The sequence below is a fragment of the Rhizobium esperanzae genome (assembly GCF_002204185.1).
In the GTDB taxonomy this organism is placed as follows: Bacteria; Pseudomonadota; Alphaproteobacteria; order Rhizobiales; family Rhizobiaceae; genus Rhizobium; species Rhizobium esperanzae.
On record NZ_MXPU01000013.1, the window covers coordinates 47,911 to 71,846 of the forward strand.

The 23,936-nt window shown below is 62.2% G+C and carries 25 protein-coding genes; 6 read left to right on the forward strand and 19 right to left on the reverse strand.

Features of this window, described 5'->3' with window-relative positions; translation table 11 throughout:
- Positions 1 to 14: 14 nt before the first annotated feature.
- The 8 genes from rarD to cysS all read right to left on the reverse strand — a co-directional run bounded on the left by rarD (position 15) and on the right by cysS (position 7,255).
- Positions 15 to 929, reverse strand: a complete 915-nt coding sequence (rarD, locus tag B5E41_RS19550; protein WP_088395724.1) for an EamA family transporter RarD — start codon at positions 927 to 929, stop codon at positions 15 to 17.
- A 138-nt stretch (positions 930 to 1,067) separates the two neighbouring features.
- Positions 1,068 to 2,681: a citramalate synthase gene (cimA, locus tag B5E41_RS19555; RefSeq protein ID WP_088395725.1), complete on the reverse strand. Its 1,614-nt coding sequence runs from the start codon at positions 2,679 to 2,681 to the stop codon at positions 1,068 to 1,070.
- A 174-nt stretch (positions 2,682 to 2,855) separates the two neighbouring features.
- Positions 2,856 to 3,818, reverse strand: a complete 963-nt coding sequence (pip, locus tag B5E41_RS19560) for a prolyl aminopeptidase (protein ID WP_088395726.1) — start codon at positions 3,816 to 3,818, stop codon at positions 2,856 to 2,858.
- Complete coding sequence (locus B5E41_RS19565) at positions 3,815 to 4,291, reverse strand: GFA family protein (protein ID WP_088395727.1); 477 nt, start codon at positions 4,289 to 4,291, stop codon at positions 3,815 to 3,817. The genes pip and B5E41_RS19565 overlap by 4 nt, the downstream gene beginning before the upstream one ends.
- A complete protein-coding gene (locus B5E41_RS19570; RefSeq protein ID WP_088395728.1) occupies positions 4,281 to 4,775 on the reverse strand; it encodes a GFA family protein in 495 nt (164 codons plus the stop codon). Before B5E41_RS19570 ends, B5E41_RS19565 begins: the two co-directional genes overlap by 11 nt.
- Positions 4,772 to 5,251, reverse strand: a complete 480-nt coding sequence (locus B5E41_RS19575; protein WP_088395729.1) for a GFA family protein — start codon at positions 5,249 to 5,251, stop codon at positions 4,772 to 4,774. Before B5E41_RS19575 ends, B5E41_RS19570 begins: the two co-directional genes overlap by 4 nt.
- The gene (locus B5E41_RS19580; protein WP_088395730.1) at positions 5,248 to 5,616 is read right to left on the reverse strand and encodes an endonuclease domain-containing protein; all 369 of its coding nucleotides are present in this window, start codon (positions 5,614 to 5,616) and stop codon (positions 5,248 to 5,250) included. The genes B5E41_RS19575 and B5E41_RS19580 overlap by 4 nt, the downstream gene beginning before the upstream one ends.
- A 247-nt stretch (positions 5,617 to 5,863) precedes the next feature.
- The gene (gene cysS / locus B5E41_RS19590) at positions 5,864 to 7,255 is read right to left on the reverse strand and encodes a cysteine--tRNA ligase (RefSeq protein ID WP_088395731.1); all 1,392 of its coding nucleotides are present in this window, start codon (positions 7,253 to 7,255) and stop codon (positions 5,864 to 5,866) included.
- A 322-nt stretch (positions 7,256 to 7,577) separates the two neighbouring features.
- Between cysS and B5E41_RS19595 the strand changes: the two genes are divergently transcribed.
- Positions 7,578 to 8,327 carry a glycoside hydrolase family 25 protein gene (locus B5E41_RS19595; protein ID WP_088395732.1) on the forward strand — a complete coding sequence of 250 codons (750 nt, stop codon included), beginning with the start codon at positions 7,578 to 7,580 and terminating at the stop codon, positions 8,325 to 8,327.
- A 9-nt stretch (positions 8,328 to 8,336) separates the two neighbouring features.
- Here the strand turns inward: B5E41_RS19595 and B5E41_RS19600 are convergent, their stop codons facing one another.
- The 4 genes from B5E41_RS19600 to radA all read right to left on the reverse strand — a co-directional run bounded on the left by B5E41_RS19600 (position 8,337) and on the right by radA (position 12,986).
- Entirely contained in the window at positions 8,337 to 9,077 is a 741-nt protein-coding gene (locus tag B5E41_RS19600) for an SDR family NAD(P)-dependent oxidoreductase (protein WP_088395733.1), read from the reverse strand.
- 78 nt (positions 9,078 to 9,155) lie between these two features.
- The gene (gene purF / locus B5E41_RS19605; protein WP_088395734.1) at positions 9,156 to 10,646 is read right to left on the reverse strand and encodes an amidophosphoribosyltransferase; all 1,491 of its coding nucleotides are present in this window, start codon (positions 10,644 to 10,646) and stop codon (positions 9,156 to 9,158) included.
- A 231-nt stretch (positions 10,647 to 10,877) separates the two neighbouring features.
- Entirely contained in the window at positions 10,878 to 11,495 is a 618-nt protein-coding gene (locus B5E41_RS19610) for a CvpA family protein (protein WP_088395735.1), read from the reverse strand.
- Positions 11,496 to 11,585: 90 nt separating this feature from the next.
- Positions 11,586 to 12,986, reverse strand: coding sequence for a DNA repair protein RadA (gene radA, locus B5E41_RS19615; protein ID WP_088395736.1), 1,401 nt, complete (start codon positions 12,984 to 12,986; stop codon positions 11,586 to 11,588).
- Between the two features lie 163 nt (positions 12,987 to 13,149).
- Here radA and B5E41_RS19620 point away from each other — a divergent pair, with 163 nt between their 5' ends.
- Entirely contained in the window at positions 13,150 to 13,785 is a 636-nt protein-coding gene (locus B5E41_RS19620) for a LysE family translocator (protein ID WP_088395826.1), read from the forward strand.
- Between the two features lie 9 nt (positions 13,786 to 13,794).
- Here the strand turns inward: B5E41_RS19620 and alr are convergent, their stop codons facing one another.
- Positions 13,795 to 14,958: an alanine racemase gene (gene alr / locus B5E41_RS19625; protein ID WP_088395737.1), complete on the reverse strand. Its 1,164-nt coding sequence runs from the start codon at positions 14,956 to 14,958 to the stop codon at positions 13,795 to 13,797.
- Between the two features lie 187 nt (positions 14,959 to 15,145).
- Here alr and B5E41_RS19630 point away from each other — a divergent pair, with 187 nt between their 5' ends.
- The 3 genes from B5E41_RS19630 (at position 15,146) to B5E41_RS19640 (ending at position 17,053) form a co-directional block, all read left to right on the forward strand.
- A complete protein-coding gene (locus B5E41_RS19630) occupies positions 15,146 to 15,967 on the forward strand; it encodes an AraC family transcriptional regulator (RefSeq protein WP_088395827.1) in 822 nt (273 codons plus the stop codon).
- A 67-nt stretch (positions 15,968 to 16,034) separates the two neighbouring features.
- Complete coding sequence (locus tag B5E41_RS19635) at positions 16,035 to 16,754, forward strand: AzlC family ABC transporter permease (RefSeq protein WP_088395738.1); 720 nt, start codon at positions 16,035 to 16,037, stop codon at positions 16,752 to 16,754.
- A complete protein-coding gene (locus B5E41_RS19640) occupies positions 16,751 to 17,053 on the forward strand; it encodes an AzlD family protein (protein WP_064801599.1) in 303 nt (100 codons plus the stop codon). The genes B5E41_RS19635 and B5E41_RS19640 overlap by 4 nt, the downstream gene beginning before the upstream one ends.
- A gap of 24 nt (positions 17,054 to 17,077) precedes the next feature.
- Here the strand turns inward: B5E41_RS19640 and B5E41_RS19645 are convergent, their stop codons facing one another.
- The 6 genes from B5E41_RS19645 to B5E41_RS19670 all read right to left on the reverse strand — a co-directional run bounded on the left by B5E41_RS19645 (position 17,078) and on the right by B5E41_RS19670 (position 22,765).
- A complete protein-coding gene (locus tag B5E41_RS19645; protein WP_088395828.1) occupies positions 17,078 to 18,574 on the reverse strand; it encodes a replicative DNA helicase in 1,497 nt (498 codons plus the stop codon).
- Between the two features lie 371 nt (positions 18,575 to 18,945).
- Positions 18,946 to 19,524: a 50S ribosomal protein L9 gene (gene rplI / locus B5E41_RS19650; protein WP_085777634.1), complete on the reverse strand. Its 579-nt coding sequence runs from the start codon at positions 19,522 to 19,524 to the stop codon at positions 18,946 to 18,948.
- A 22-nt stretch (positions 19,525 to 19,546) separates the two neighbouring features.
- On the reverse strand, positions 19,547 to 20,533 hold the full coding sequence (locus B5E41_RS19655) for a DUF2232 domain-containing protein (protein ID WP_088395739.1): 987 nt from the start codon (positions 20,531 to 20,533) through the stop codon (positions 19,547 to 19,549).
- A 156-nt stretch (positions 20,534 to 20,689) separates the two neighbouring features.
- A complete protein-coding gene (gene rpsR / locus B5E41_RS19660) occupies positions 20,690 to 20,938 on the reverse strand; it encodes a 30S ribosomal protein S18 (protein WP_004680498.1) in 249 nt (82 codons plus the stop codon).
- Between the two features lie 12 nt (positions 20,939 to 20,950).
- On the reverse strand, positions 20,951 to 21,409 hold the full coding sequence (gene rpsF / locus B5E41_RS19665; protein ID WP_011424774.1) for a 30S ribosomal protein S6: 459 nt from the start codon (positions 21,407 to 21,409) through the stop codon (positions 20,951 to 20,953).
- 312 nt (positions 21,410 to 21,721) lie between these two features.
- The gene (locus B5E41_RS19670) at positions 21,722 to 22,765 is read right to left on the reverse strand and encodes an aldo/keto reductase (protein WP_088395829.1); all 1,044 of its coding nucleotides are present in this window, start codon (positions 22,763 to 22,765) and stop codon (positions 21,722 to 21,724) included.
- Positions 22,766 to 22,974: 209 nt separating this feature from the next.
- Between B5E41_RS19670 and fabD the strand changes: the two genes are divergently transcribed.
- Positions 22,975 to 23,919 (forward strand): ACP S-malonyltransferase, encoded by a 945-nt coding sequence (gene fabD / locus B5E41_RS19680; RefSeq protein ID WP_088395830.1) that lies wholly within the window; start codon positions 22,975 to 22,977, stop codon positions 23,917 to 23,919.
- Positions 23,920 to 23,936: the final 17 nt, after the last annotated feature.

Genomic DNA, 23,936 nt, shown 5'->3' on the forward strand with positions numbered 1-23,936 from the left:
CCGGGCGGGCGCCTTTAGCGCCCGCGGCTTCCCTTCAGCATAGACCAGCTATAGAGGAACAACCCCGCCCAGATCAGTGGGAAGGCGATCATGCGCGCCGTGCCGAGCGGCTCGTGAAAGGCGAAGACGGCGATCAGGAAGATCATCGTCGGCGCGATATACTGCATGATGCCGATCGTCGACAGCTTCAGGAGTTTGGCGCCGTTGGCATAGATCATCAGCGGCACCGCGGTGATGACACCGCAGCCGAGCAGCAAGGTCGTATCGGCGAGGCCGGTACGGTAGAAATGGCCCAGGCCGCTGCCATATTCGAGATAGAGAATGTAGACGAGGGCCGGCCCGCTCAGAATAAGAACCTCGAGGAAGAAGCCCTGGTTCGGCCCGAGTGGCAGCGTCTTGCGCAGCAAGGCATAAAAACCCCAGCTGACGGCCAGCGTTAGCGCAACCCATGGAATGCCGCCGCTATCGATGGCGAGAATGGCGACGGCAAGGGCCGCAAGCGCGATCGCCGCGATCTGCAGCGGCTGCAGCTTCTCTTTCAGAAGCACCGCGCCGAGGAAGATGCTGAACAGCGGATTGATGAAATAGCCAAGTGCTGCATCAAGCGAATGGCCGGCGCCGATCGCCCAGACATACGTGCCCCAGTTGACAGTGATCAGCGACGCCGTCAGTGCCCCCATCGCCAGCATGCGCGGCGAGCGCAGTGCCGCGCGGATATCCGCTGTGCGCCCGAGCAGGACCAACACGATCCCCGCCAGCGGCAGCGACCAGACGATGCGGTGGGCGATGACTTCGGCCGGCGGAATATGTGCGACCGCCTTCATATAGAAGGGCAGGAAGCCCCAGAGCAGATAGGCTGTCAGCGCGAAGGCGAAACCACGCGGACTATCTTCGTTCTTGATCAACGGAACGGATGCATCGGTCGACATCGGGTGTTTCCATCTTTGTTCTTCTTCTGATCCGGCCTAGCTTAAGCGCCGTGAATAGGCCAATTCATTTCGTTGAATGAAGGCTGAGAGGATTTGAAGCGAAAACCCGAGCGATAGACGAATGACGACGGCAGAGATTTATTCCGCCGCGATCTTGCCGGCGAGCTGCCGGTTCTTCATCAGCTTGTAGATGACCGAATCCATCAGCGCCTGGAACGAGGCGTCGATGATGTTTTCCGAAACGCCGACCGTCCACCAGCGCACACCGTCGCTGTCGGTGGATTCGATCAGCACGCGGGTGATCGCCTCCGTGCCGCCATTGAGGATGCGCACCTTGAAATCGGCGAGCACCAGATCGTCGATCTCGTGCTGGTACTTGCCGAAATCCTTGCGTAGCGCCAGGTCGAGCGCGTTGACCGGACCTTCGGCGTCGGCAACCGACATCAGCGTCTGTCCGTCGATGGTGATCTTGACCACCGCTTCCGAGACGATTTTCACCCGCCCGAGACTGTCGAAGCGGCGCTCGATCATCACCCGGAAGCCTTCGATGGTGAAGAATTCCGGGATGGTGCCGAGTGTGCGATGCGCCAGGAGTTCGAAGCTCGCATCGGCGCCCTCATAGGCATAGCCGATGGATTCCCGTTCCTTGACGATCAAGATCAACAGGTCGAGCTTCGGATCGTCCTTGGCGACGGTGATGCCGCGCCGCTTCAGCGCATTGATGAAGTTCGCCTTGCCGCCCTGGTCGGAGACCATGACCTTTCGGAAGTTGCCGACGCTTTCCGGCGGCACATGTTCATAGGTCTTCGGATCCTTCAGCAGCGCCGATGCGTGAATGCCGGCCTTGGTGGCGAAGGCGGACGCGCCGACATAGGGCATCTGGTGGTCAGGTGAGCGGTTGAGCAGTTCGTCGAAGGCATGCGAGAGGCGGGTGAGGTTCAGCAGCCGCTCCTCATCGATCGCCGTTTCGAAGCGTGTGTTGTAAGCGCTCTTCAGTGCCAGGGTCGGGATCAGCGTCACCAGATTGGCGTTGCCGCAGCGCTCGCCGATACCGTTCAAAGTGCCCTGGATCTGCCGGACGCCAGCTTCGACCGCGGCCAAGGAATTGGCGACGGCCTGGCCGGTGTCGTTATGGGCGTGAATGCCGAGACAGCGGCCGGGAACACCTGACGCGATCACCGCTTCGACGATAGCGCGGACCTCCGGCGGCTGCGTCCCGCCATTGGTGTCGCAGAGCACGACCCAGCGGGCGCCGCTTTCATAGGCGGTCTTCGCGCAGGCGATCGCATAGGCCGGATTGGCCTTGAAGCCGTCGAAGAAATGTTCGCAGTCGACGATCGCCTCTTTGCCGGCGCCGACCGCCGCCTTGACGCTTTCGGCGATGCATTCGAGATTTTCCTCGTTGGTGCAGCCGAGGGCGACAGCGACATGATAGTCCCAGCTCTTGGCGACGAAACAAATGGCGTCGCTTTTCGCCTGCAGCAGCCCGGCGATGCCTGGATCGTTCGAGACAGAAACGCCCGCCCGCTTCGTCATGCCGAAGGCGACGAAGGTCGCGCGGTTCGTGCGCTTCTCGCTGAAGAAGGCGGTGTCGGTCGGATTGGCGCCGGGATATCCGCCTTCGACGTAATCGAGGCCGAATTCATCCAGCATGGCGGCGATCGCAATCTTGTCCTCGACGGAAAAGTCGATGCCGGGCGTCTGCTGCCCGTCCCGGAGCGTCGTGTCGAATAGGTAGATGCGTTCTTTCATGTCGTTTCCTCCCGCCGGGCGGGTGTTGTTGTACTGCGGATGCTGCTCTCATCCGGCTGCCGCCACCTTCTCCGGGCCTGACGGAGAGAAGGGATATGCCGCACCGTCTCGCAGGGCACGTCCCCTCTCCCCGCGAGCGGGGAGAGGACTAGGGTGAGGTGCTGCCCCAAATGATCAGTCCGGTTTCCCGGCGAACCTATCCGTCGCCCGGATCAACTGGTCGAGAATGCCCGGCTCCGAATAGGCATGGCCGGCACCCTCGATCAGGTGGAATTCCGCCTTCGGCCAGGCCTTGTGCAACTGCCAGGCATATTTTGCCGGGCAGGGCATGTCGTAGCGCCCATGCACGATCACGCCTGGAATGTCCTTGAGCCGGCCGGCATCGCGGATCAATTGTCCCTCGTCCATCCAGCCGGAATTGACGAAGAAATGGTTCTCGATGCGGGCAAAGGCATAGGCGAATTCCGGCTCCTCGAATTTGCCGCTGGTCGACGGTTCGGGCAGCAGCGTGATCGTTTCGCCTTCCCAGATGCTCCAGGCCTGCGCGGCTTGAAGGCGCACGGTTCTGTCCTCGTGCGTCAGGCGGCGTTGATAGGCATGCATCATCTCGTGCCGCTCTTCCGGCGGGATGGGAGCGATGAAGCGTTCCCATTTATCCGGGAACATTTCCGAGACGCCGAACTGGTAGTACCAATCGAGCTCGGCCTTGGTCAGTGTGTAGATGCCGCGCAGGATGAGCTCCGAGACGCGCTCCGGATGCGTTTCGGCATAGGCGAGCGCCAGCGTCGAGCCCCAGGAGCCGCCGAACACCTGCCATCTGTCGACTCCGGCCATTTCGCGCAGCCGCTCGATATCGGCGACGAGGTGCCAGGTCGTGTTGGCATTCAGTTCCGCATGCGGCGTCGACCTGCCGCAGCCGCGCTGGTCGAACAGCATGACGTCGTAGAGATGGGGATCGAAGAGCCGGCGGTGCGCCGGCGAGAAGCCGCCGCCCGGGCCGCCATGCAGGAAGACGGCGGGTTTGGCGCCAGGCGTTCCCGAGCGCTCCCAATAGATCACATGGCCGTCGCCGACATCGAGATGGCCGGAGGCATAGGCTTCGATCTCGGGATAGAGCGTGCGCAGTATCTCGGTCATATTTTCACGCCTTTCGCAGGCCAGGCTTGGGTGTCGTGGTCGGGATGCTGAAAGGAGATGATCGCCTCCTGTCGGGCGTAGAAATCCGGGTCCTTATGAACAGGGGCGTCGAAGATTTCCTCGACCCAGGGCAGGCGGGCGTCGTAATTGACCTGGATCTGCGGCGCGAGATCGCTGCGGTCGTCGAAGGTGCCGATCGCAAGCTCCAGCCCACCTGGATGCCGGTAGGTCATCGGCGTGCCGCAATGGCTGCAGAAGCCGCGATCGATATTGACCGAGGATTGAAAATAGCTCGGCTCGCCGCGCGTCCATTCCATCCCTTCCTCCGGTGCTGTGACCAGCGCGGAGAAGAAGCCGCCGAACTGCTTCTGGCACATGCGGCAATGGCAGATCGACGGCCGCCCCAATTGGCCTGATATGCGGAAGCGCACGGCGCCGCATTGGCATCCGCCTGTTCTGATCTTATCCGTCATGTGTTTCTCCGAGTGGCCATTGGGAAGTGTCGTGATCCGGGTGCTGATGGTTGCTTGCCGCGATCGCGGCCTCGCGGTCGGGCGTTTCAGGCTCTGCTTCCACCGGCAGGCCATCGAGTTCGTGGAACCAGGACATCTTGCGCCCGGTGTTCGATTGCATCACGGGCTTGACCGAACTGGGATCATCAAGCGAGCCGAGCGCGATGTTGATGAAGTCCGCTTCCGGAATATCGTAAAATATCGGCGTGCCGCAATCACCGCAAAAGCCACGCCGCACGAGGTCGGAGGAGCGGAACCACTTCGGTTCACCGCGCGTCAGCTCGAAATGTTCGCGCTTGGCCGCTGCGAGCGGCAGGAAATAATTGCCGGCCGCCTTCTGGCACATGCGGCAGTGGCAGATATGGGGATAGCCGAGTTCGCCGCGCACGCGATAACGAACCATCCCGCACTGGCATCCGCCGGTCTGTTCTGTCACTACGCTCAAGCGCGATCCTCCGGTGGCCAGACGGGCGTATCATGGTCAGGATGTTGATAAGAAACGAGTTCATGCAAAAAGGAGCCTGCCGTTAAATCCGCCTCGGTTCTTTCTGCAGGCAGTTCATGTAAATGATCGACGAAGGCGATCTTGCCTTCCACGCCCCACTGGATGGTCGGTGGCAGCAGCGACGGATCGTCGAACGCGCCGGCGGCAACCGCCATTCCGTCGGGCGCCTCGTAGGTCAACGGCGTGCCGCAGTCACCGCAGAAACCGCGCTCGACAAAATTGGAGGAGCGGAACTTTTTTCGCTCTCCGCGCGTCCACTCGAAATCGGCGTCGCGCACCGAGACCAGCGGCGCATAGTAGGCCCCAAACGCCTTCTGGCACATGCGGCAATGACAGATCGATGAATCCCTGAGCTCGCCGCTGACGCGGAAACGGATCGCGCCGCACTGGCACCCGCCGATATAGGTCTCGGTCATGGCAGGTCCTTTCCGATGATGCGGATGATATGGCTGCACACGTTGTTGATATCCCGCAGGATATCTTCGTTCCAGAAGCGCAGAACGGTCCAGCCGTCCGCCTGAAGACGTTGGGTCCTGATATGATCGTAGGAGACGTTCGGGGCGAGGGCGTGCTGCGAGCCGTCTATCTCTACGATAAGGCGATGGCTAGGGCATGCGAAATCAACGATATAACCGGCGATCGGCATCTGTCGACGGAAGCTGAGGCCCATCAGACGATGGGCGCGAAGCTCGTTCCAGAGTTTCAGCTCAGCCTCGGTCAGAGCTTTGCGCATGCGCCGGGCGTTCGCCCGCCGTTGGGGCGGAACTGGTGCATGCGGCATGGCTTGCCTCTCGCGATGACGTGACGGGGCTGCGGCGGCACCCCCCTCTGCCCTGCCGGGCATCTCCCCCACAAGGGGGGAGATCGGATAGGAGCGGCCGCTCACCCTAATCAAACGCTTCAGTTGGCCGAAGCCACGTGATGCGCGGTCGATATCGTGGCAAGTGGGCGCGTCTTGCCGATCTCCCCCCTTGTGGGGGAGATGCCCGGCAGGGCAGAGGGGGGTATCTCTAGCCGCCCAACCCATCCTACCGCTTCACCTCCCACGTCGTCACCCGCTCGCCCGTCGCCGCATCCTTGCCGTCCTTCAGCTGGATCCCTTTCGCCGTCAGCTCGTCGCGGATCTTGTCGGCCTCGGCGAAATTCTTCGCCTTCAGCATTTCCAAACGCATGGCGACCAGCGCATCGACCGCCGCGGCGACGGCTTCATCGATTTCGGCCTTCTTCGGCAGCACCCCGAGGAGGGAAGCCGTTGCGGCGAAGGTGGCGCCCGCGGCGGCATCGGTATGGGCAGCCTGCGCCAGCGCATGCAGGGCTTGCACGGCCGCGACCGTGTTGAGATCGTCGGCCAGCGCGTTCAGGACGGCCTCGTCCGGCTTGGCGTCGCCTGGTTCCGTCGCCGGCCACTTGGCAAGCAGCCGTTCGGCCTCTTCCAGCCGCTTGATCGAGAAATCGATCGGCTCGCGGTAATGCGTCATCAGCATCGCAAGGCGCAGCACCGCGCCCGACCATTTGCGGCCGCCGAAGGTTTCCGTGTGCAGCAGCTCGTGGATGGTGACAAAATTGCCCTCGGACTTCGACATCTTGCGGCCCTCGACCTGCACGAAGCCGTTATGCATCCAGACATTCGCCATCACCTCGGTCCCGTGGGCGCAGCGCGACTGGGCGATTTCGTTTTCATGATGCGGGAAGATCAGATCCAGTCCGCCGCCGTGAATGTCGAAGATATCGCCGAGATAGCGGCGGCTCATCGCCGAGCACTCGATGTGCCAGCCGGGCCGGCCGCGGCCCCAGGGGCTCTCCCAGCCGGGCTCGTTATGGCTCGACAGTTTCCACAGCACGAAATCGCCTGGGTTCTTCTTGTGGGCATCGACGGCGACGCGGGCGCCGGCCTGCTGCTCGTCGAGCGGCCGCTTCGAAAGCTGGCCGTAATCGGCCATGGATTTGGTGTCGAACAGCACTTCGCCTGCCGCCACATAGGCATGCCCGTTGGCAATCAGCTTGTCGATGATCTGGATCATCTCTGCGATATTGTCGGTGGCGCGCGGCTCGACATTCGGCTCGAGGCAGCCGAGCTCGGCGACATCGGCGTGAAACTGCGTCTCGGTCTTTTCGGTGACCGCGCGGATCGCTTCATTCAGCGGCAGGCCGGGATGATCTCTCAGCGCCCGCGCATTGATCTTGTCGTCGACGTCGGTGATGTTGCGGGCGTAGGTCACGTGATCTTCGCCGTAGACATGGCGCAGCAGCCGGAACAGCACGTCGAAGACGATGACCGGCCGGGCATTGCCGATATGGGCGAAATCATAGACGGTCGGGCCGCAGACATACATGCGGACATTGTCGGGGTCGATCGGCGCAAAGACCGACTTTTCCCGCGTCAGCGTGTTGTGCAGCTTCAGTTCCGGCGTGCGGCCCATTTCACTCTCCCAAATGCACGATCAGAAAAATATCGCGACCGGCAGGCCGGGGCGTTTCGCATCTTGACTATTTGGGAGACGAAAACGGCCAGGCCAGCGCGTGCGCTAGCGAATAATCTTTCCGCAGACAATGCAGATAACCGTTTTCATGCCGCGTTTTATGGCGCGGGAATGACGTTTGGTCAAGAGGGGGCGAGGTAGGAGCGGCGACAACTGGAGCGACCTATCCGGTGCGCTGCGTCCCCTGAGGCTCGTCTGCCATTTTCGTGGCGCAAATCGCGTATAGCCGGTTCGGAAGATGTTGAAAATACGGGAGGAATGAGTGGGGAGCGTTGTTCGGTGGGCGATCGGAGCGGCTGCAATTCTGTTGGTCGCATCCGCCTCATATTTCGCATATGATTTCAGCATGCTTCGCTTCAACAATCCGCCCTTGTCGCGCTATCCTATACAAGGCATCGATGTCAGCCATCACCAGGGCGACATCGATTGGAAGACGGTAGCCGCCCAGCCGAACGTGCGTTTTGCAATCGTGAAGGCGACCGAAGGCGGCGATCACAGGGATTCAAAGTTTGCCGAGAACTGGCAGCGTGCCGGAGATGCCGGGCTGGTCAGGGGCGCCTATCATTTCTTCACATTCTGCCGCCCGGGCAGGGATCAGGCGCAGAATGTCCTGGCGACGGTACCGAAGACGCCCGGAACACTGCCGATCGCCGTTGATCTGGAGTTTGTCGGCAATTGCAACAAGGTCCCGACGGTCGAGGAAATGGCGACGGAAGTGAATGCCTTCGTCACGGAGTTGAAAGGCACCTTTCCGGAAAAGCCGATCTTCTACGTCACACAGGAATTCTTCGACCAATATCTGAAAGGCAACAAGGCCCGCTTCCCAGAGCATTACCTTTGGCTGCGCAGCGTATTCAACGAGCCGACGCAGGATGCCTGCAGCCGTTGGTCAATCTGGCAATTTGCCGATAACGGCACAATGGACGGCATTCAGGGGGCGGTGGATCTCAATGCGCTCTGCCCATCGGAAACGGGTTTTACCCATTTGTTTCCAGCCGTTGCTGCCAATTGAGGCGCCGGCCTATTCCGGCAGCCGGTAATCGGCGAGCTTGTTCTCGCGGACGATGAACAATTTACCCGTTTCGGTCACGCCGGGGCCGAGCAGCGGCAGGATCGCCTTGGCGACCTCGGAAGGGTGGGGTAGCGTCAGCGGGTCTTCGCCCGGCACGGCCTGCGCCCGCATGGCCGTGCGCGTTGCGCCGGGATCGACGCTGGTGATGCGCAGCGGCGTCGATTGGGTTTCGCCGGCCCATGTGCGGGCGAGCGCCTCGACGGCAGCTTTTGAGGCGGAATAGGCGCTCCAGAAGGGGCGGCACTTATGCGCGGCCCCTGACGACAGGATGACGGCGCGGCCGGCGTCCGAGCGGGCGAGCAGCGGGTCGACCGAGCGGATCAGCCGCCATGTCGCGGTGACGTTGATGGTCATCACCTTTTCGAATACCTTCGCCTCGATGTGGCCGATTGGTGAGATGACGCCGAGCACACCGGCATTGGCGACGAGGATATCGAGCTTGCCCCAGCGCTCGAAGATCGAGCCACCGAGCGCGTCTATCGCGTTCATATCGGCAAGGTCGAAGGGCACGAGGGTCGCGCTGCCGCCGACGGCCCTGATCGCATCGTCGAGATCCTCGAGCCCGCCGACCGTGCGTGCGCAGGCGATCACATGGGCGCCGGCTTTGGCAAGTTCCAGGGCCGTGAAGTAGCCGATGCCGCGCGACGCACCGGTGACGAGTGCGATCCTGCCCTCAAGATTGATGTTCATCTGTCCGGTTCCGGAATTGCTTGCGAAGGTGAGGGGCGCAATAGGCCCCTCGGGAACGAAAGTCAAAGCGGCAGCGGCTCAGCCGTTGCTGGCAAGCATCGAAAGCTTGTTGCCCATCGACTCGCCGTTCTTGTCGAGCAGGCGGGTTGGATAGTCGCCGGTGAAGTAGTGGTCGGTGAACTGCGGGCGGGCCGGATTGCGGTCCTCGCCGCCGACGGCGCGGTAAAGTCCGTTGATCGACAGGAAGGCAAGCGAATCCGCGCCGATATATTTGGCCATGGCTTCGACGTCGGCATATTGGTTGGCGAGCAGCTTGTCGGCGTCGGGCGTATCGATCCCGTAGAAATCCGGGAAGAAGATCATCGGGCTTGCGACGCGGATATGGACTTCGCGCGCACCAGCCTCGCGGATCATCTGTACGATCTTCAGCGACGTCGTGCCGCGCACGATGGAATCGTCGACCAGCACCACGCGCTTGCCTTCGATCATCGCCCGGTTGGCGGAATGCTTCAGCTTGACGCCGAAGGCGCGGATCTGCTGCGTCGGCTCGATGAAGGTGCGTCCGACATAATGGTTGCGGATGATTCCGTATTCGAAGGGGATGCCGCTCTCCTGCGCATAGCCTAGCGCCGCAGGCGTGCCGCCATCCGGCACCGGCACGACGACATCGGCATCGACAGGCGATTCCTTGGCGAGGTTCATGCCCATGTTCTTACGCGTCGTGTAGACGTTGCGGCCGCCGACGACCGAATCCGGACGGGCGAAGTAGACATATTCGAACAGGCAGAGACGCTCCGGCTGTGGCTTGCTGGGCTTGCGGGCATCGATGCTGATCGAGCCGTCGGGCTGGATTTCGCAGATGATGACCTCGCCGTTTTCCACGTCGCGGATGAATTTGGCGCCAATGATGTCGAGCGCACAGGTTTCGGAGCAGAAGATCGGCTTGCCGTCGAGTTCGCCCATGACAAGCGGGCGGATGCCGGTGGGATCGCGCGCGGCAATCAGCTTGGTGCGGGTCATGGCGAGCATCGAATAGCCGCCTTCCATCTGGCGGATGGCGTCGATGAACCGGTCGGACGTGGAAGCGTGGCGCGAGCGGGCGATGAGATGCAGGACGACTTCGGTATCGGAGGTCGACTGACAGATGGCGCCGGTTGCGATGATCTGGCGGCGCAGCGTCAGGCCATTGGTGAAATTGCCGTTATGGGCAATGGCGATGCCGCCTTCCTCCAGCTCGGCGAACAGCGGCTGCACGTTGCGCATCGCCACTTCGCCGGTCGTCGAATAGCGAGTATGGCCGATTGAGATGCTGCCGGGCAGGCGGGCCAGTGTCATCGGATTGGTATAGTGGTCGCCGACGAGCCCCATATGGCGCTCCTGATAGAAGCGTTTGCCGTCGAAGGAGACGATGCCGGCCGCTTCCTGCCCACGATGCTGCAGGGCATGCAGCCCGAGAGCCGTAAGAGCCGCGGCATCGGGATGTCCCAGAATTCCGAAAACGCCGCATTCCTCATGCAGTGTATCTCCGTCGAGCGGATCGTCGATTGGGAAGGAATGGGACTGGTTCATTTCTGCGGGCCTCTGCTCTCACAAGAATGGATCGGCATTTCCAGTATCATATACCGGAAACCTGGCAGCTTTCCGATAACGTCATGCTGAACGACATCCGCTGTCAAAGCCCGCTCGCCGGCTCTGAAACGGCTGAGGCCCGGCGGAGCTGGAATGCCCGGCCGGACCTTTATTTCACGTCCCGCTCAAATGGCAATTGCCGGACGGCGGGTCAAGCTCTTGAACACTGCGTCAATTCGCCGGCTGCTGCGCGTTGCCTGCAGGCGCGTCTTCCGCCGGCGCTTGATCGGCCGCCGGCGGCGTGGCGCCTTCGCTGCCCTGTGCCGGCGACTGCATCTTATCACGGAAGCTCGCCTGTATCATCTGGGCGAATTGTTCCGGCAGCACCGCCTTCAGCTTCACGACCATCGAATCCAGAAAGGGCTTCGACTTGGCCTCGTTGACCCAGGCCGGCCGGTGTTCGACATCGACAAGCCAGTTCCAGAAGGCGACGGCGACAACCATCAGCAGCAGGCCACGGGCCGCGCCGAACAGGAAGCCGAGGGTGCGGTCGAGGGCGCCGATGCGGCTGTCGATGATAAAATCGGCGATCTTCATGGTGATGAAGGAGATGACGATGAGCGCGATCAGGAAGACGACGGCTGCCGAACCGGCGATCGCGATGCGGTCGTCATCGGTATATTTTTTCGCATACGGCAGCAGGTAGGGATAGAGATAGTAGGCAGCGGCGGCCGAACCGCCCCAGCTCGCGATCGAAAGGATCTCGCGCGAAAAGCCGCGGACCATCGCCAGCACGGCGGAGAAGAGCACGACGCCGATGACAATACCGTCGAAAATCGTAATGGGCATGTAAATTCAACTCCAGGACTGCCGCTCGGCGGCCGTGTCGCGCCTTATCGTGTGCCTCCTATATCATCACCATTCCCGGCAATGAAAGGATCAAACCTCGTCTTCCACACGCAGCGCTCCCTTCGACCCGGCGATGCGCGCCACCAAATCCGGCAGGCTTTCGACCTCGCTCCATCGCCCGCCGGAGCCCTTTGGCAGCTCGGCGGAGGCGGAAGGAAGCAGCGCAGCGGAAAAGCCCAGCTTCTCGGCTTCCTTGAGGCGCTGGGCGGTGTGCGCAACCGGCCGGATGGCGCCCGACAGGCTGACTTCGCCGAAATAGACGCAATCGGCGGGAAGGGCAATACCGGCGAGCGACGAAACCAGCGCCGAGGCGACGGCGAGATCGGCCGCCGGTTCGGAGATGCGGTAGCCGCCGGCGACGTTGAGATAGACGTCGTGCTGGCCGAGCCTGACGCCGCAATGGGCCTCCAGCACCGCCAGGATCATCGACAGCCGGGCTGAATCCCAGCCGACCACGGCGCGCCGCGGCGTGCCGAGCGAGGTCGGCGCCACCAGCGCCTGCACTTCGACGAGCACGGGCCGCGTGCCTTCCATGCCGGCGAAGACGGCAGCGCCCGGCGATTTTTCATTGCGCTCGCCGAGAAAGAGTTCGGATGGGTTGGCGACCTCGCGCAAGCCTCTGTCGGACATTTCGAAGACGCCGATCTCGTCGGTCGGGCCGAAGCGGTTCTTGACCGTGCGCAGGATGCGGTAGTGATGGCCGCGATCGCCCTCGAAATAGAGCACGGCATCGACCATGTGTTCGACGACGCGCGGGCCGGCGATCTGCCCGTCCTTGGTAACATGCCCGACGAGCACCATCGCCGCTCCCGTCTGCTTGGCGAAGCGGATCATCGCCTGCACGCCGGTGCGCACCTGCGTCACCGTTCCCGGCGCGGATTCGGCAAGCTCACTCCACAGCGTCTGGATCGAATCGATGATGACGAGATCGGGCCGTTTGCCCTCGGCGAGCGTCGCCAGAATATCCTCGACATTGGTTTCGGCCGCCAGCATCACGTCGGTATCGGCTGCGGCAAGACGTTGCGCCCGCAGCCGGACTTGCGCCACCGCCTCCTCGCCGGAGACATAGATGATCTTGTGGCCGCGCCGCGCCAGGGCGGCCGCGGCCTGCATCAGCAGCGTCGATTTGCCGATGCCGGGATCGCCGCCGATCAGTACCGCCGAGCCGCGCACGAAACCGCCGCCGAGCGCCCGGTCGAGCTCCGACATGGCCGTATGGATGCGCGGTGCCTCCTCGATCTCGCCCGACAGCGCCGTCAGCGTCACCGGCCGGCCCTTCTTCGGCGTCTTGCCGGGGCCGGAGCCGATGCCGCCCATCGGGTCTTCCTCGACGATGGTGTTCCACTCGCCGCAATTGTCGCATTTGCCGGCCCATCGGTTATGAACCGCGCCGCAATTCTGGCAGATGAACTGTGTCTTGGCCTTCGCCATCAAATGTTTCTTTCAGTCGCGTTCCACTGAAGCCGTGAAGGCTTCACCGAATCATTGTCGTGCTCGAGATAATGGCTATTGCGATGGATCAAAACTAATGATTTCCCCATCAGCCGTCGCCGTGCCTATGCTTTTCGCCTCTGATCATCAGAAACGGTGGAAGATGTTCGACTATTCGCTCGCGCACTGGCTTGCATTTCTGTCGGCGGCGGTTTTGCTCAACCTCTCGCCAGGTCCAGACATCGCCTACATCCTCGGCCATACAATGAAAGGCGGGAAACGCGCCGGTTTTTCCGCATTGTTCGGCGTCTGGTCAGGCGCCTGCCTGCATGTTCTGATGGCGGCATTGGGCCTTTCCGCCGTGCTTGCCGCTTCTGCCTTGGCATTCTCTACGGTCAAATGGCTCGGTGCCGCTTATCTCGTCTGGCTGGGCATTCAAGCTCTGCGCACCAGCGGCGACGGTGGCCGGATCAACGCCACTGGTGAGGAAATCCCAGCCGCAAGGATCTACCGGCAAGGAATCCTGGTGTCGCTGCTCAATCCGAAAGTGGCGATATTTTTCCTGGCATTCCTGCCGCAATTCGTTGTCGAGGGGGCAGGGCCGGCATGGGCCCAGCTGATGCTGCATGGCGGGCTCATCATCGCCGTCGCCGCCTTCATCGAACCGCCGCTCGTGCTTCTCGGAGGACGCCTTGCCGATGCGCTCAGGCGGAATGGGAAAATCGGACGATGGCTCGATCGCAGCCTCGGCGCGCTTTTTGTGGCGATCGGTGTGCGTCTTGCCCTGAGCAGTCGATGATAACGAGGCCTACTCCTCGGCCACATAGCGCCGTTCGTGACGCAGCCCCATGCTGGTGAGGATCTCGTATCCGATCGTGCCCGCTGCCCGCGCTACGTCGTCGAGAGGCATGTTCTTTCCGAACAGCTCGACATAATCGCCGGCGCGCACTGCGTTCTCTGGCAGGTCGGTGATATCGAAGATCGTCAGGTCCATCGTGATCCGGCCGGCAACCGGTACCTTATGCCCGGCGATGAAACCTTGTCCGCCTTGCGGCACAGCCTGGCGCAGAGGCACGCCGCCGCTTGATTGGCTGCGCATATAACCGTCGGCGTAGCCGGCTGAGACGATCGCCAGCCGACTTTCACGGCCAAGCTGCAGCGCCCGTCCATAGCTGACGGTCTCGCCGGCCCCGACGGTCCGAACCTGGATGACGCGCGCTTCCGCGGTCGCGACCGGCCGCATCGGGTTCGCCATGCCGCTGACCGCCTCGCCGCCATAGAGCGCGATGCCCGGCCGGGTCAGGTCGAAATGATAATCCTCGCCGAGAAAGATGCCGGCCGAGGCGGCAAGACTTGAATCGATGCCTTCATAGGCGGCCGTAACCCTACGGAACGATTCGAGTTGCTGCCGGTTCATGGCATGGCTGGGATCGTCGCCGCAGGCGAGGTGGCTCATGACCAGCACCGGCGCGAAGCTTGCAGGCCGCGAGACGTCATTGGCGAGAGCCACCGCGTCGTCGATGTGCAATCCCAGCCGGTTGAAGCCGGTATCGACATGCAGCGCGCAGGGATAATCGCCATAATCGGCAAGCACCGCCATCCAGAAGGCGAGCTGCTCGTCGGAGGAAATCACCGGCACCAGATCATTGTCGAAGAACCGCCGTTCCGTGCCCGGCCATATGCCCGAGAGCACGAAGATGCGCGCCTCGGGCGCATAGAGGCGAAGGGTGACGCCCTCATCGACGGTAGCGACGAAGAAATCCCGGGCGCCTGCGAGGTAGAGCGCTTCGCCGGCATCCTCGATGCCTGTGCCGTAGGCGTCCGCCTTGACGACGGCTGCGGCGCGCGCTGCACCTGAGCGGCGCGCCATGTCGCGCCAATTTTCCGTGAGCGCGCTCAGGTCGACGGTCAGCCGCAGGCCTGCGGAAGTGAAGAGATCGTCGTCTTCGGAGAGGATGGGAAAATCTGTCATGAATCGCCGTGAAGAAATGAAGGAGCCGTGCCGCCCAGTCTAGAGAGCATTGTGGCCAAGGAAAAGCGCAGGCGGTCACATATCACCCTTTGCCTGTCGTCCGATCACTTTTGTTCAAGACGGATGCCGGCTTCCGCGCTAATTCTATTGGATGCACAACGTATCGCAAAAAGAGGCCGCGGAGGCCATGCCGCTGGCCAATGTGGAATCGGCCCGCTTCTGGCGGGATAGCCGCTTCCGCGACATGGAATGCCTGAGCGCCACCTTCCTGACGCATGAATACGCACCGCACGCGCACGATACATTCAGCATCGGCGCGATAGAAAGCGGCACCCAGATCGCCACCCTCAGCGGCAGGCGGGAGGAAACCGGCCCGGGCGATCTCTATCTGATAGATCCCGGCGTCGTTCATGACGGTGCTCCGGGCGGCGAGGGCTATCGTTACCGCATGATCTATCCTGACATGAAGCTGTTCGTCGACATTCTGGAGGATGTCACCGGCAAGGCCTTCCATGCGACACCGTCTTTCGCCGGCGGGCTTCCGCGCGATCCTGAGCTCGCCAATGCCTTTCACGCCGCTCATCGCACGCTCGAAATCGGCGCAGGCGCGCTGGAGTCCGATGAAGGCATGTTCTCGGTGCTGGCGGCGATCTTTGCGCGTCACGGCAGCGCCATCGTCGTTCCTGTCGATACGCGGGAACGAAGCGCGGTCGCCCGCGCCCGCGAATACCTGATCGAGAACTTCGACATCGATGTCGGCCTTGAGGAACTGGCCGGGGTGGCGGGATTGAGCCGCGCTCACCTCATCCGGGCTTTCCGCAAGGAATATCACATCACGCCCCATGCCTTCCTGACGGACCGGCGCGTGCAGGTGGCCCGCCGGCTGCTGCGACAGGGGCACATGCCGGCCGATATCGCGCTCGAATGTGGTTTTGCCGATCAGGCGCATTTCACCCGGCATTTCAAGGCGCGCACGGGCGTGACCCCCGGTCAATTCCGCACGGGCTGATCACTTTCGTTCAATACGGCCGTGGCGTGCTGGGCTACTCCTCCGCGATCTTGATTAGGAGGTTGCCATGTTGCAGCACAGCCGGCCATCCGGCGAATTTCGTCTTGGCGAATTTCTCGCCGGTATGCGCACCATCTTTCCGCTCGTCGTCGCCGTCTTGCCCATCGGCCTGGTCTTCGGCGCGGTCGCCGCCACCAAGGGCCTTTCGCCGCTGGAAACGACACTGATGAGCGCGCTGGTCTTTGCGGGTGGTTCGCAATTCGTGGCGATGGACATCTGGACGCATCCGGCAAGCTGGATCGGCGTCGGCTTCGCGGCGCTGCTGGTCAATATTCGCCACGTGCTCATGAGCGCGTCGATCGGCACGAAGATGCAGTCCTTCCCCGGCGTCAAACGTTATATCGCCATGCTCTTCCTGGCCGATGAGCTTTGGGCCATGGCGGAATTCCGAGCCGGCAGCACAAGGCTGACACCCGCCTGGTATGCCGGCATCGTCACGCCCTTCTACCTCACCTGGGTCGGTTCCTCGCTGACAGGCGCACTGCTCGGCGCTTTCCTCGGCAATCCTGCCGTCATCGGCCTTGACTTCGCCTTTCCGGCTGTCTTCGTCGTGCTGGTCATGGGCTTCTGGAAGGGGCCGGAAACCGGCGCCGTGCTTGCCGCAAGCGGTACCGCCTCCGTTGCAATCCACCATTTCGTGCCGGGGGTCTGGTATATCGCCGCCGGTGCGCTGGCAGGGCTGGCGATGGCCCTCTGGCAGGGCAGGGCGCGGGAGCAGGCTGCATGACGCTGGACAGCGATATCTTTTTCGCCATCCTCGCGATGGCTGCCGCAACTGTCTTCACCCGCGTCAGCGGTCTCGTCCTGATCCGGCATGTCGAGATCGATGAGCGCCGGAGAACGGCGATCGAAGCCATTCCGCCGGCCGTGCTGATGGCCGTCATCGCCCCAACCGCCTTTGCGACCGGCTGGGCGGAGACGCTGGCATGCGCAGCAACCGCAATCGCCGCGCGCCGCCTGCCGATGCTTGCAAGCGTCGTGGTCGGCGTCGCGACGGTTGCACTGTTGCGGGCTGCAGGTCTCTGAGGAAAATCGACGCGGGAAACCGCGTCAATGTTCCTCGTATTGTATGAAGGAAGGATCTGCGAGATCGGCGAAGCGCGTGAATTCCGCCTGGAAGGCAAGCTTCACCGTGCCCGTCGGTCCGTGACGCTGCTTGGCGATGATCACGTCGGCGGTGCCCTTCACTTTGTCGAACAGTGCTTCCCATTCCGGATATTTGGGATCGTGAGGATCGCGCGGCTCCTGGTTCTTGACGTAATATTCCTCGCGGAACACGAAGAGCACGACGTCGGCGTCCTGCTCGATCGAACCGGATTCGCGAAGGTCGGAGAGCTGCGGGCGCTTGTCGTCGCGGCTTTCGACCTGACGCGAGAGCTGCGACAGCGCGATGATCGGAACATTGAGCTCCTTGCCGAGTGCCTTCAGGCCGGTGGTGATCTGGGTGATTTCCTGGACGCGATTGTCGCTTGACTTGCCCGAGCCGGTCATCAGCTGCACGTAGTCGACCACAAGCACATCGAGGCCGCGCTGGCGCTTGAGCCGGCGCGCGCGCGCTGAAAGCTGGGCGATCGAGATGCCGCCGGTCTGGTCGATATAGAGCGGCACTTTCTGCATCATCATCGAGCAGGCGACGAGCTTTTCGAAATCGGCATCGTTGATGTCGCCGCGGCGGATCTTCGAGGACGAGACTTCCGTCTGCTCCGAGATGATACGGGTGGCGAGCTGTTCCGACGACATTTCGAGTGAATAGAAGCCGACGACGCCGCCGTTCTTCGCCTTCATGCTGCCATCCGCCTGAACTTCGCCCTCATAGGCGGCGGCGATGTTATAGGCAATGTTGGTGGCAAGCGAGGTCTTGCCCATGCCGGGACGCCCGGCGAGGATGATCAAGTCCGAACGCTGCAGACCGCCCATCTTGGCATCGAGCGAATGGATGCCGGTGGAAATGCCGGAAAGGCCGCCGTCGCGTTCCTTGGCGACGGCCGCCATGTCGATCGCCAGCGCCACGGCGTCGTTGAAAGACTGGAAGCCGCCATCGTAACGGCCATTTTCGGCGAGCTCGAACAGCCGGCGTTCGGTATCCTCGATTTGCGACTGCGGCGGCATATCGAGCGGCGCGTCATAGGCGATGTTGACGACATCCTCGCCGATGGTGATCAGCGCCCGGCGCAGCGCGAGATCGTAGATCGCCCGGCCGTAATCCTCGGCGTTGATGACCGTGACCGCATTGCTGACAAGGCTTGCCAGATATTGCGAAACCGTCATGTCGCCGACTTTCTCGTCGGCTTTCAGGAAGGTCTTGATCGTCACCGGATTGGCGATCTTGCCCATGCGGATGATGTCGCCGGCGACCTCGAAGATCTTCCGGTGCAGCGGTTCGTAGAGATGGATCGGCTTCAGGAAGTCCGACACCCGGTAATAGGCGTCGTTGTTCATCAGGATGGCGCCGAGAAGCGCCTGCTCGGCTTCGATATTGTTGGGTGCTTCGCGGTAATGCTGCTCCGACGGAGCAACGGCTGCAATCTTTCGAGCGGCGTCGTTCATCATCATCCGTTCTGTCTTTTTCCAACTCCGGATTTGCAATTCCGGATGGAGAAAATCAAGGGGCTGCGAAAGGAGCGGGGCTCGTCTCGCCTAAATCCTGAACGCTGTGCCCATTGTTCGACTTCTCCACAGTCCCGGGCGCCACAAATGCGAAATACTGGCAGTGTCACCCGCACGACACGGTACGGAGCCGACTCAGCTCATCCGTTCCGGAGAAGGATATGTTAGCCCGATGACATCGGGCACGCAGCAAAAACATCCGGGTAATCCCCGCTAAAAAAGCGACCCGCTGCGCGAACCCGGAACGCACGGAAAAGAAAAAGCCCGGCGCGGTGGCCGGGCTCTTCCTCTCGCGGACTGTCCGTCGAGAATTATGCTTCGTCTTCGTCGAGGCCGTCGGCTTCCGGATCGAAGAAATCTTCCGGCCGCAGCGCGTCTTCGTCGACGCCATAGATCGCGTCGACCGAGGTGAGTTCTTCACCCTTGGCCTGGCGCTCGGCTTCTTCGGCAGAACGGGCAACGTTCAGTTCGATGTTGATTTCGACTTCGGCATGCAGCTGCAGCTCGACCTTGTGCAGGCCGATCGCCTTGATCGGCGTGTTCAGGTGAACCTGGTTGCGGCCGATGTTGAAGCCTTCGGCGGCGAGAACCTCGACGACGTCACGGGCAGCGACCGAGCCGTAGAGCTGCCCGGTTTCGCCGGCGGAGCGCACGACGATGAAGGACTTGCCGTCGAGAACGTCGGCGACCTTCTGGGCTTCCGACTTGCGCTCGAGGTTGCGGGCTTCGAGCGTCGCGCGCTCGGATTCGAAACGGGCCTTGTTGGCGGCGTTGGCGCGCAGCGCCTTGCCGAGCGGCAGCAGGTAGTTGCGGGCAAAGCCGTCGCGAACCTTTACGGTTTCGCCCATCTGGCCGAGCTTGGAGATGCGTTCGAGAAGGATGACTTCCATTTTCTTGTTCCTTTCTTGTGTCTCAGATTTTGGTGTCGGGTTGTTTGGAGGTATCGGCATCTTTCGCCGGGGTGAGCGCGATCGCTTTGCGCGTATCGCTGAGGCCCAGGACGAGGATGAGGAGAGCTGGCAGCAGCATGAGTATCGAAGCCAGGTAGCAGAGGATGAGGGCCGGTATGCGCCAGTCCTTTCCACGTGTGCGGAAATGCAGCGAGGCGAAGCCGGAGAGCATGAAACCGGCGCCGAAGGTGCCGATCGCGGTCGCGCCGACGAGCGCCGGAACGCCGCCGAAGAAGCAGGCAGCAAGCCCGGCCAGGAAGATGAAGATCGAATTGCGGTTCATCCGCAGCGATGAGGGAATATCCTCGCGCGGCCGAAGGCCCCGGCCGGATGCGGCGACGATGCGCACGGCGAAATAATAGGCGGCAAACAGCATGCTGACCCACATGCCGCCCTGCACGGCCGGCAGCATCAGCAGGATCAGCGATTTGGTCTGCGCGGTTGCCGCCGGATCGGGCATGAATTCCGGCTGCTGCTGCCTGACCGAGGTGATCAGCAGATCGACGATCGGGTCGGTGATCTCAGGCCCATAGCCGATCATCACGCCGATGACGATGACGGCAAGCGTCACCAGCCCGCACAGATGCAGCAGGATATCGGAGAGCGGATACCAGGCAAGCAGATGGTCGGGGCCGCCGAGTTCGGAAGCTGGACGCGCGAGATTGGCAAGATGGCTGAGCCAGCCGGCCGGCAGCAGCGTCACCAGCGTCATGATGAGCGCGAAAGACGGGGAGATGAGGACCGCACCGAGCGCCGCTCCCGTGACGACGGCCGAAATCGCGGCGGCATTGCCCCAGCCGAGTCCGACGATCAGGATTGGCAGCGCCGAGGCCGTATAAAGGAGCGCGCTGAAAAACGACGGCTGCATGCTCGCGCCCAGCACAAGCAGGGCGGCGGTCAATCCGGCGAGTGCGCCGATCAGCAGCGTTTTAAGATCCGGTCGTTTCAAGGTCGCTGTCCTGCTTCATCAAGCAGTTAGAGGCTGTTGCTGAATCGAATTCAGAAACGTCTCAACATGGGTTTTAAGAATTCCGATCCGCGCCCATCGCGAAAGGGAGAAGGGAAGGCACGAATGCCTTCCCTCAAATCTGATTGCGTCGGCCGATTAAGCGACGACGTAGGGCAGCAGGCCGAGGAAACGGGCGCGCTTGATCGCCTGGGCGAGTTCGCGCTGCTTCTTCTGGGAAACGGCCGTGATGCGGGACGGAACGATCTTGCCGCGCTCGGAAATGTAGCGCTGCAGCAGACGGACGTCCTTGTAGTCGATCCGCGGTGCGTTTGCGCCGGAGAACGGGCAGGTCTTGCGACGGCGATGGAACGGACGGCGGACCGGTGCGGAGGAAGCTTCAGACATTCTTATATCTCCTTATGCACGGTCTTCGCGGGGAGCGCGATCCGGACGCGGGCCACGCTGGAAATCGCCGTCACGGCGCGGCGGACGGTCACCGAATTCGCGGCGCGGGCCACGGTCGCCGCCTTCACGCGGGCCGCGGTCGTCGCGGTCGCGCTTCTGCAGCATGGCAGACGGGCCTTCTTCGTGCTTTTCGACGGCGATGGTCATGTAGCGAAGAACGTCTTCGCTGATGCGCATCTGGCGTTCCATTTCCTGGATCGCAGCCGGCGGTGCATCGATGTCCATCAGCGCGTAGTGCGCCTTGCGGTTCTTCTTGATGCGATAGGTGAGGGACTTGAGGCCCCAGTTCTCGATGCGCCCGACCTTGCCGCCGTTAGCTTCGATCACGCCCTTGTACTGTTCTACGAGGGCATCGACCTGCTGAGCGGAAATATCCTGTCGGGCAAGGAATACATGTTCATAAAGAGCCATGACAGCTTTGCCTTTCTTGCGTTTGGTTCAACCCGATATTCGGCGGCTAAGCCTCAACGACTGCTCCTGATTGGGCGGACCCAGGCAAGAAAAGCGTTTCCGAGACGGTCGAGAGCGGAGACACGGGAGGCTGGAACGCTTCCGTTCCGAACGATTTCCGCAGAGGAAACCGGCCCTCCGTTCAGCCACCAGCCAGAAGACCGGGTTAACGAACAGCGCGGCTTATACGGATTTTTCGAGGAAAGGCAACCCCAATCCGGCATTCGAGCCCGACGCAGACCAATCGGCAGCGTCGGGGCGATGCGGGATAGATCAGAGCGTCAGCGGATACTGCCGGTGCACCTTGGCGATCTCCGCCAGGATCTCATCCGAAAGCGTCAGGTCGGCCGCGCCGATATCGAGCTTCAGCTGTTCCATCGAGGTCGCGCCGATGAGGACCGAGGTCATGAAGGGCCTCGATCGGCAGAAGGCGAGCGCCATGATTGCCGGATTGAGACCGTATCGGGCTGCGAGCGCCAGATAGGCCTTGGTCGCCGGCTCCTGCAGCGGCTGCAACCGGCCGCCGATATCGGGATTGATCGAAGCGCGCGAACCCTTCGGCCTCAGACCATCGACATATTTGCCGGTCAGGATGCCGCCGGCGAGCGGCGAATAGGCAAGCAGCCCGACGTCCTCGTGATGAGAGAGTTCGGCGAGATCGAGGTCGAAATGGCGGTAGAGCAGATTGTACTCGTTCTGGACGCTGGCGACGCGCGGCAGGCCCCTCTGTTCGGAGAGCGTCAGATATTTCTGGATGCCCCAGGTGGTTTCGTTGGAAAGGCCGATCGCCCGGATCTTGCCTTCCTTGACCAGGGCCCCCAGCGTTTCCAGGATGTCGAGCATGTTGGCGGCGGCCTTGTCGCGATCCTGGTTGAAGGGGTTGTAGCTCCAGTTCTGCCGGAAGTGAAAATGGCCACGGTTCGGCCAGTGCACCTGATAGAGATCGACATAATCCGTCTTCAGCCGCTTCAGGCTGGCCTCGAGCGCCAGGCGGATATTCCTCGCATCCGCTCCTTCACCGCCACGCAGATAATCGCGGCCGCGGCCGGCGACCTTGGTGGCGAGCACGATCTCGCTCCGCTTGCCGGTCTTTTCGAACCAACTGCCGATATAGTCCTCGGTCCAGCCCTGCGTTTCGGGCGAAACCGGCGTCGTCGGGTAGAGCTCGGCGGTATCGAAGAAATTGACGCCCTTTTCGACGGCGTAATCCATCTGCGCATGCGCATCGCTTTCGCTGTTCTGCGAGCCCCAGGTCATGGTGCCAAGGCAGATTTCTGAAACGGAAATGTCTGTGCGGCCGAGTGACTTGTACTTCATGGAGAAAACCCTGGGAGCAATCTGGAGATGGAAGCCTTGGGGAAGGACCGGGCAAATCTAGGCCGGATTTGGCGGAGCGCAAGAGCAAAAACCGGACTTTTGCAGCGGTGCAGAAGGCTTTGCGCAGAAGGCGCCGCCACTTGACTCTGCCGGAAAGAATGTCAATTGGAGGCAAAACAGCCTCGAGGGGCGCAATCAGGGACATGAGCATGACCATTGCTTTTACTTTTCCCGGCCAGGGCAGCCAGGCCGTCGGCATGGGCAAGGATCTGGCCGAGAATTTCGCGGAAGCCCGCGCCGTTTTCGAAGAAGTCGACGAGGCGCTCGGTGAAAAACTTTCGGACGTTATATTCAACGGTCCCGAGGACACCCTGACCCTGACTGCGAACGCCCAGCCGGCGCTGATGGCGGTATCGATCGCCGTCGTCCGTGTTCTCCGGGCCAAGGGGCTGGATCTGCAGTCGAAGGTCGCTTACGTCGCCGGCCACTCGCTTGGCGAATATTCGGCACTCTGCGCCGCCGGCACCTTTTCGCTCGCCGATACGGCGCGGCTGCTGCGTATTCGCGGCAATGCCATGCAGGCGGCCGTTCCCGTCGGCGTCGGCGCCATGGCTGCGATCATCGGCCTCGAACATGCCGACGTCGTCGCCGTCTGCGAAGAGGCTGCCGCCACCGGCGCCTGCCAGATCGCCAACGACAATGGCGGCGGCCAAATCGTCATCTCGGGCGAGAAGGCTGCTGTCGAAAAGGCCGCCGGCCTCGCAACCGACAAGGGCGCCAAGCGCGCCATCCTGCTGCCGGTCTCGGCTCCCTTTCATTCCAAGCTGATGGCGCCTGCGGCCGAGGCCATGCGCGCGGCGCTGGCGACGGTCGCGAAGTCCGATCCCGTCGTGCCCCTGATCGCCAATGTCCGCGCCGCCCCGGTGACCGGCGCCGACGAGATCGCCAACCTCCTGGTCGAGCAGGTGACCGGTCAGGTCCGCTGGCGCGAGACGGTGGAATGGTTTGCCGCAAACGGCGTCACGACGCTTTACGAACTCGGTTCCGGCAAGGTGCTGACCGGCCTTGCCCGTCGCATCGACAAAACAGTCAACGGCATCTCCATCGGCGGCCCGGCGGACATTGACGCGGCTGTCGCCGCCCTGATGGCCTGATTGATATCTCCAGATAT

Excerpts from the sequence above, each read along its gene's own strand:
- rarD (WP_088395724.1), bottom strand. The coding sequence starts at position 929 with ATGTCGACCGATGCATCCGTTCCGTTGATCAAGAACGAAGATAGTCCG.
- cimA (WP_088395725.1), bottom strand. The coding sequence starts at position 2,681 with ATGAAAGAACGCATCTACCTATTCGACACGACGCTCCGGGACGGGCAG.
- pip (WP_088395726.1), bottom strand. The coding sequence starts at position 3,818 with ATGACCGAGATACTGCGCACGCTCTATCCCGAGATCGAAGCCTATGCC.
- B5E41_RS19565 (WP_088395727.1), bottom strand. The coding sequence starts at position 4,291 with ATGACGGATAAGATCAGAACAGGCGGATGCCAATGCGGCGCCGTGCGC.
- B5E41_RS19575 (WP_088395729.1), bottom strand. The coding sequence starts at position 5,251 with ATGACCGAGACCTATATCGGCGGGTGCCAGTGCGGCGCGATCCGTTTC.
- B5E41_RS19580 (WP_088395730.1), bottom strand. The coding sequence starts at position 5,616 with ATGCCGCATGCACCAGTTCCGCCCCAACGGCGGGCGAACGCCCGGCGC.
- cysS (WP_088395731.1), bottom strand. The coding sequence starts at position 7,255 with ATGGGCCGCACGCCGGAACTGAAGCTGCACAACACGCTGACGCGGGAA.
- B5E41_RS19600 (WP_088395733.1), bottom strand. The coding sequence starts at position 9,077 with ATGAACATCAATCTTGAGGGCAGGATCGCACTCGTCACCGGTGCGTCG.
- purF (WP_088395734.1), bottom strand. The coding sequence starts at position 10,646 with ATGAACCAGTCCCATTCCTTCCCAATCGACGATCCGCTCGACGGAGAT.
- B5E41_RS19610 (WP_088395735.1), bottom strand. The coding sequence starts at position 11,495 with ATGCCCATTACGATTTTCGACGGTATTGTCATCGGCGTCGTGCTCTTC.
- radA (WP_088395736.1), bottom strand. The coding sequence starts at position 12,986 with ATGGCGAAGGCCAAGACACAGTTCATCTGCCAGAATTGCGGCGCGGTT.
- B5E41_RS19620 (WP_088395826.1), top strand. The coding sequence starts at position 13,150 with ATGTTCGACTATTCGCTCGCGCACTGGCTTGCATTTCTGTCGGCGGCG.
- alr (WP_088395737.1), bottom strand. The coding sequence starts at position 14,958 with ATGACAGATTTTCCCATCCTCTCCGAAGACGACGATCTCTTCACTTCC.
- B5E41_RS19630 (WP_088395827.1), top strand. The coding sequence starts at position 15,146 with ATGCCGCTGGCCAATGTGGAATCGGCCCGCTTCTGGCGGGATAGCCGC.
- B5E41_RS19635 (WP_088395738.1), top strand. The coding sequence starts at position 16,035 with ATGTTGCAGCACAGCCGGCCATCCGGCGAATTTCGTCTTGGCGAATTT.
- B5E41_RS19640 (WP_064801599.1), top strand. The coding sequence starts at position 16,751 with ATGACGCTGGACAGCGATATCTTTTTCGCCATCCTCGCGATGGCTGCC.
- B5E41_RS19645 (WP_088395828.1), bottom strand. The coding sequence starts at position 18,574 with ATGAACGACGCCGCTCGAAAGATTGCAGCCGTTGCTCCGTCGGAGCAG.
- rplI (WP_085777634.1), bottom strand. The coding sequence starts at position 19,524 with ATGGAAGTCATCCTTCTCGAACGCATCTCCAAGCTCGGCCAGATGGGC.
- rpsR (WP_004680498.1), bottom strand. The coding sequence starts at position 20,938 with ATGTCTGAAGCTTCCTCCGCACCGGTCCGCCGTCCGTTCCATCGCCGT.
- rpsF (WP_011424774.1), bottom strand. The coding sequence starts at position 21,409 with ATGGCTCTTTATGAACATGTATTCCTTGCCCGACAGGATATTTCCGCT.
- B5E41_RS19670 (WP_088395829.1), bottom strand. The coding sequence starts at position 22,765 with ATGAAGTACAAGTCACTCGGCCGCACAGACATTTCCGTTTCAGAAATC.
- fabD (WP_088395830.1), top strand. The coding sequence starts at position 22,975 with ATGACCATTGCTTTTACTTTTCCCGGCCAGGGCAGCCAGGCCGTCGGC.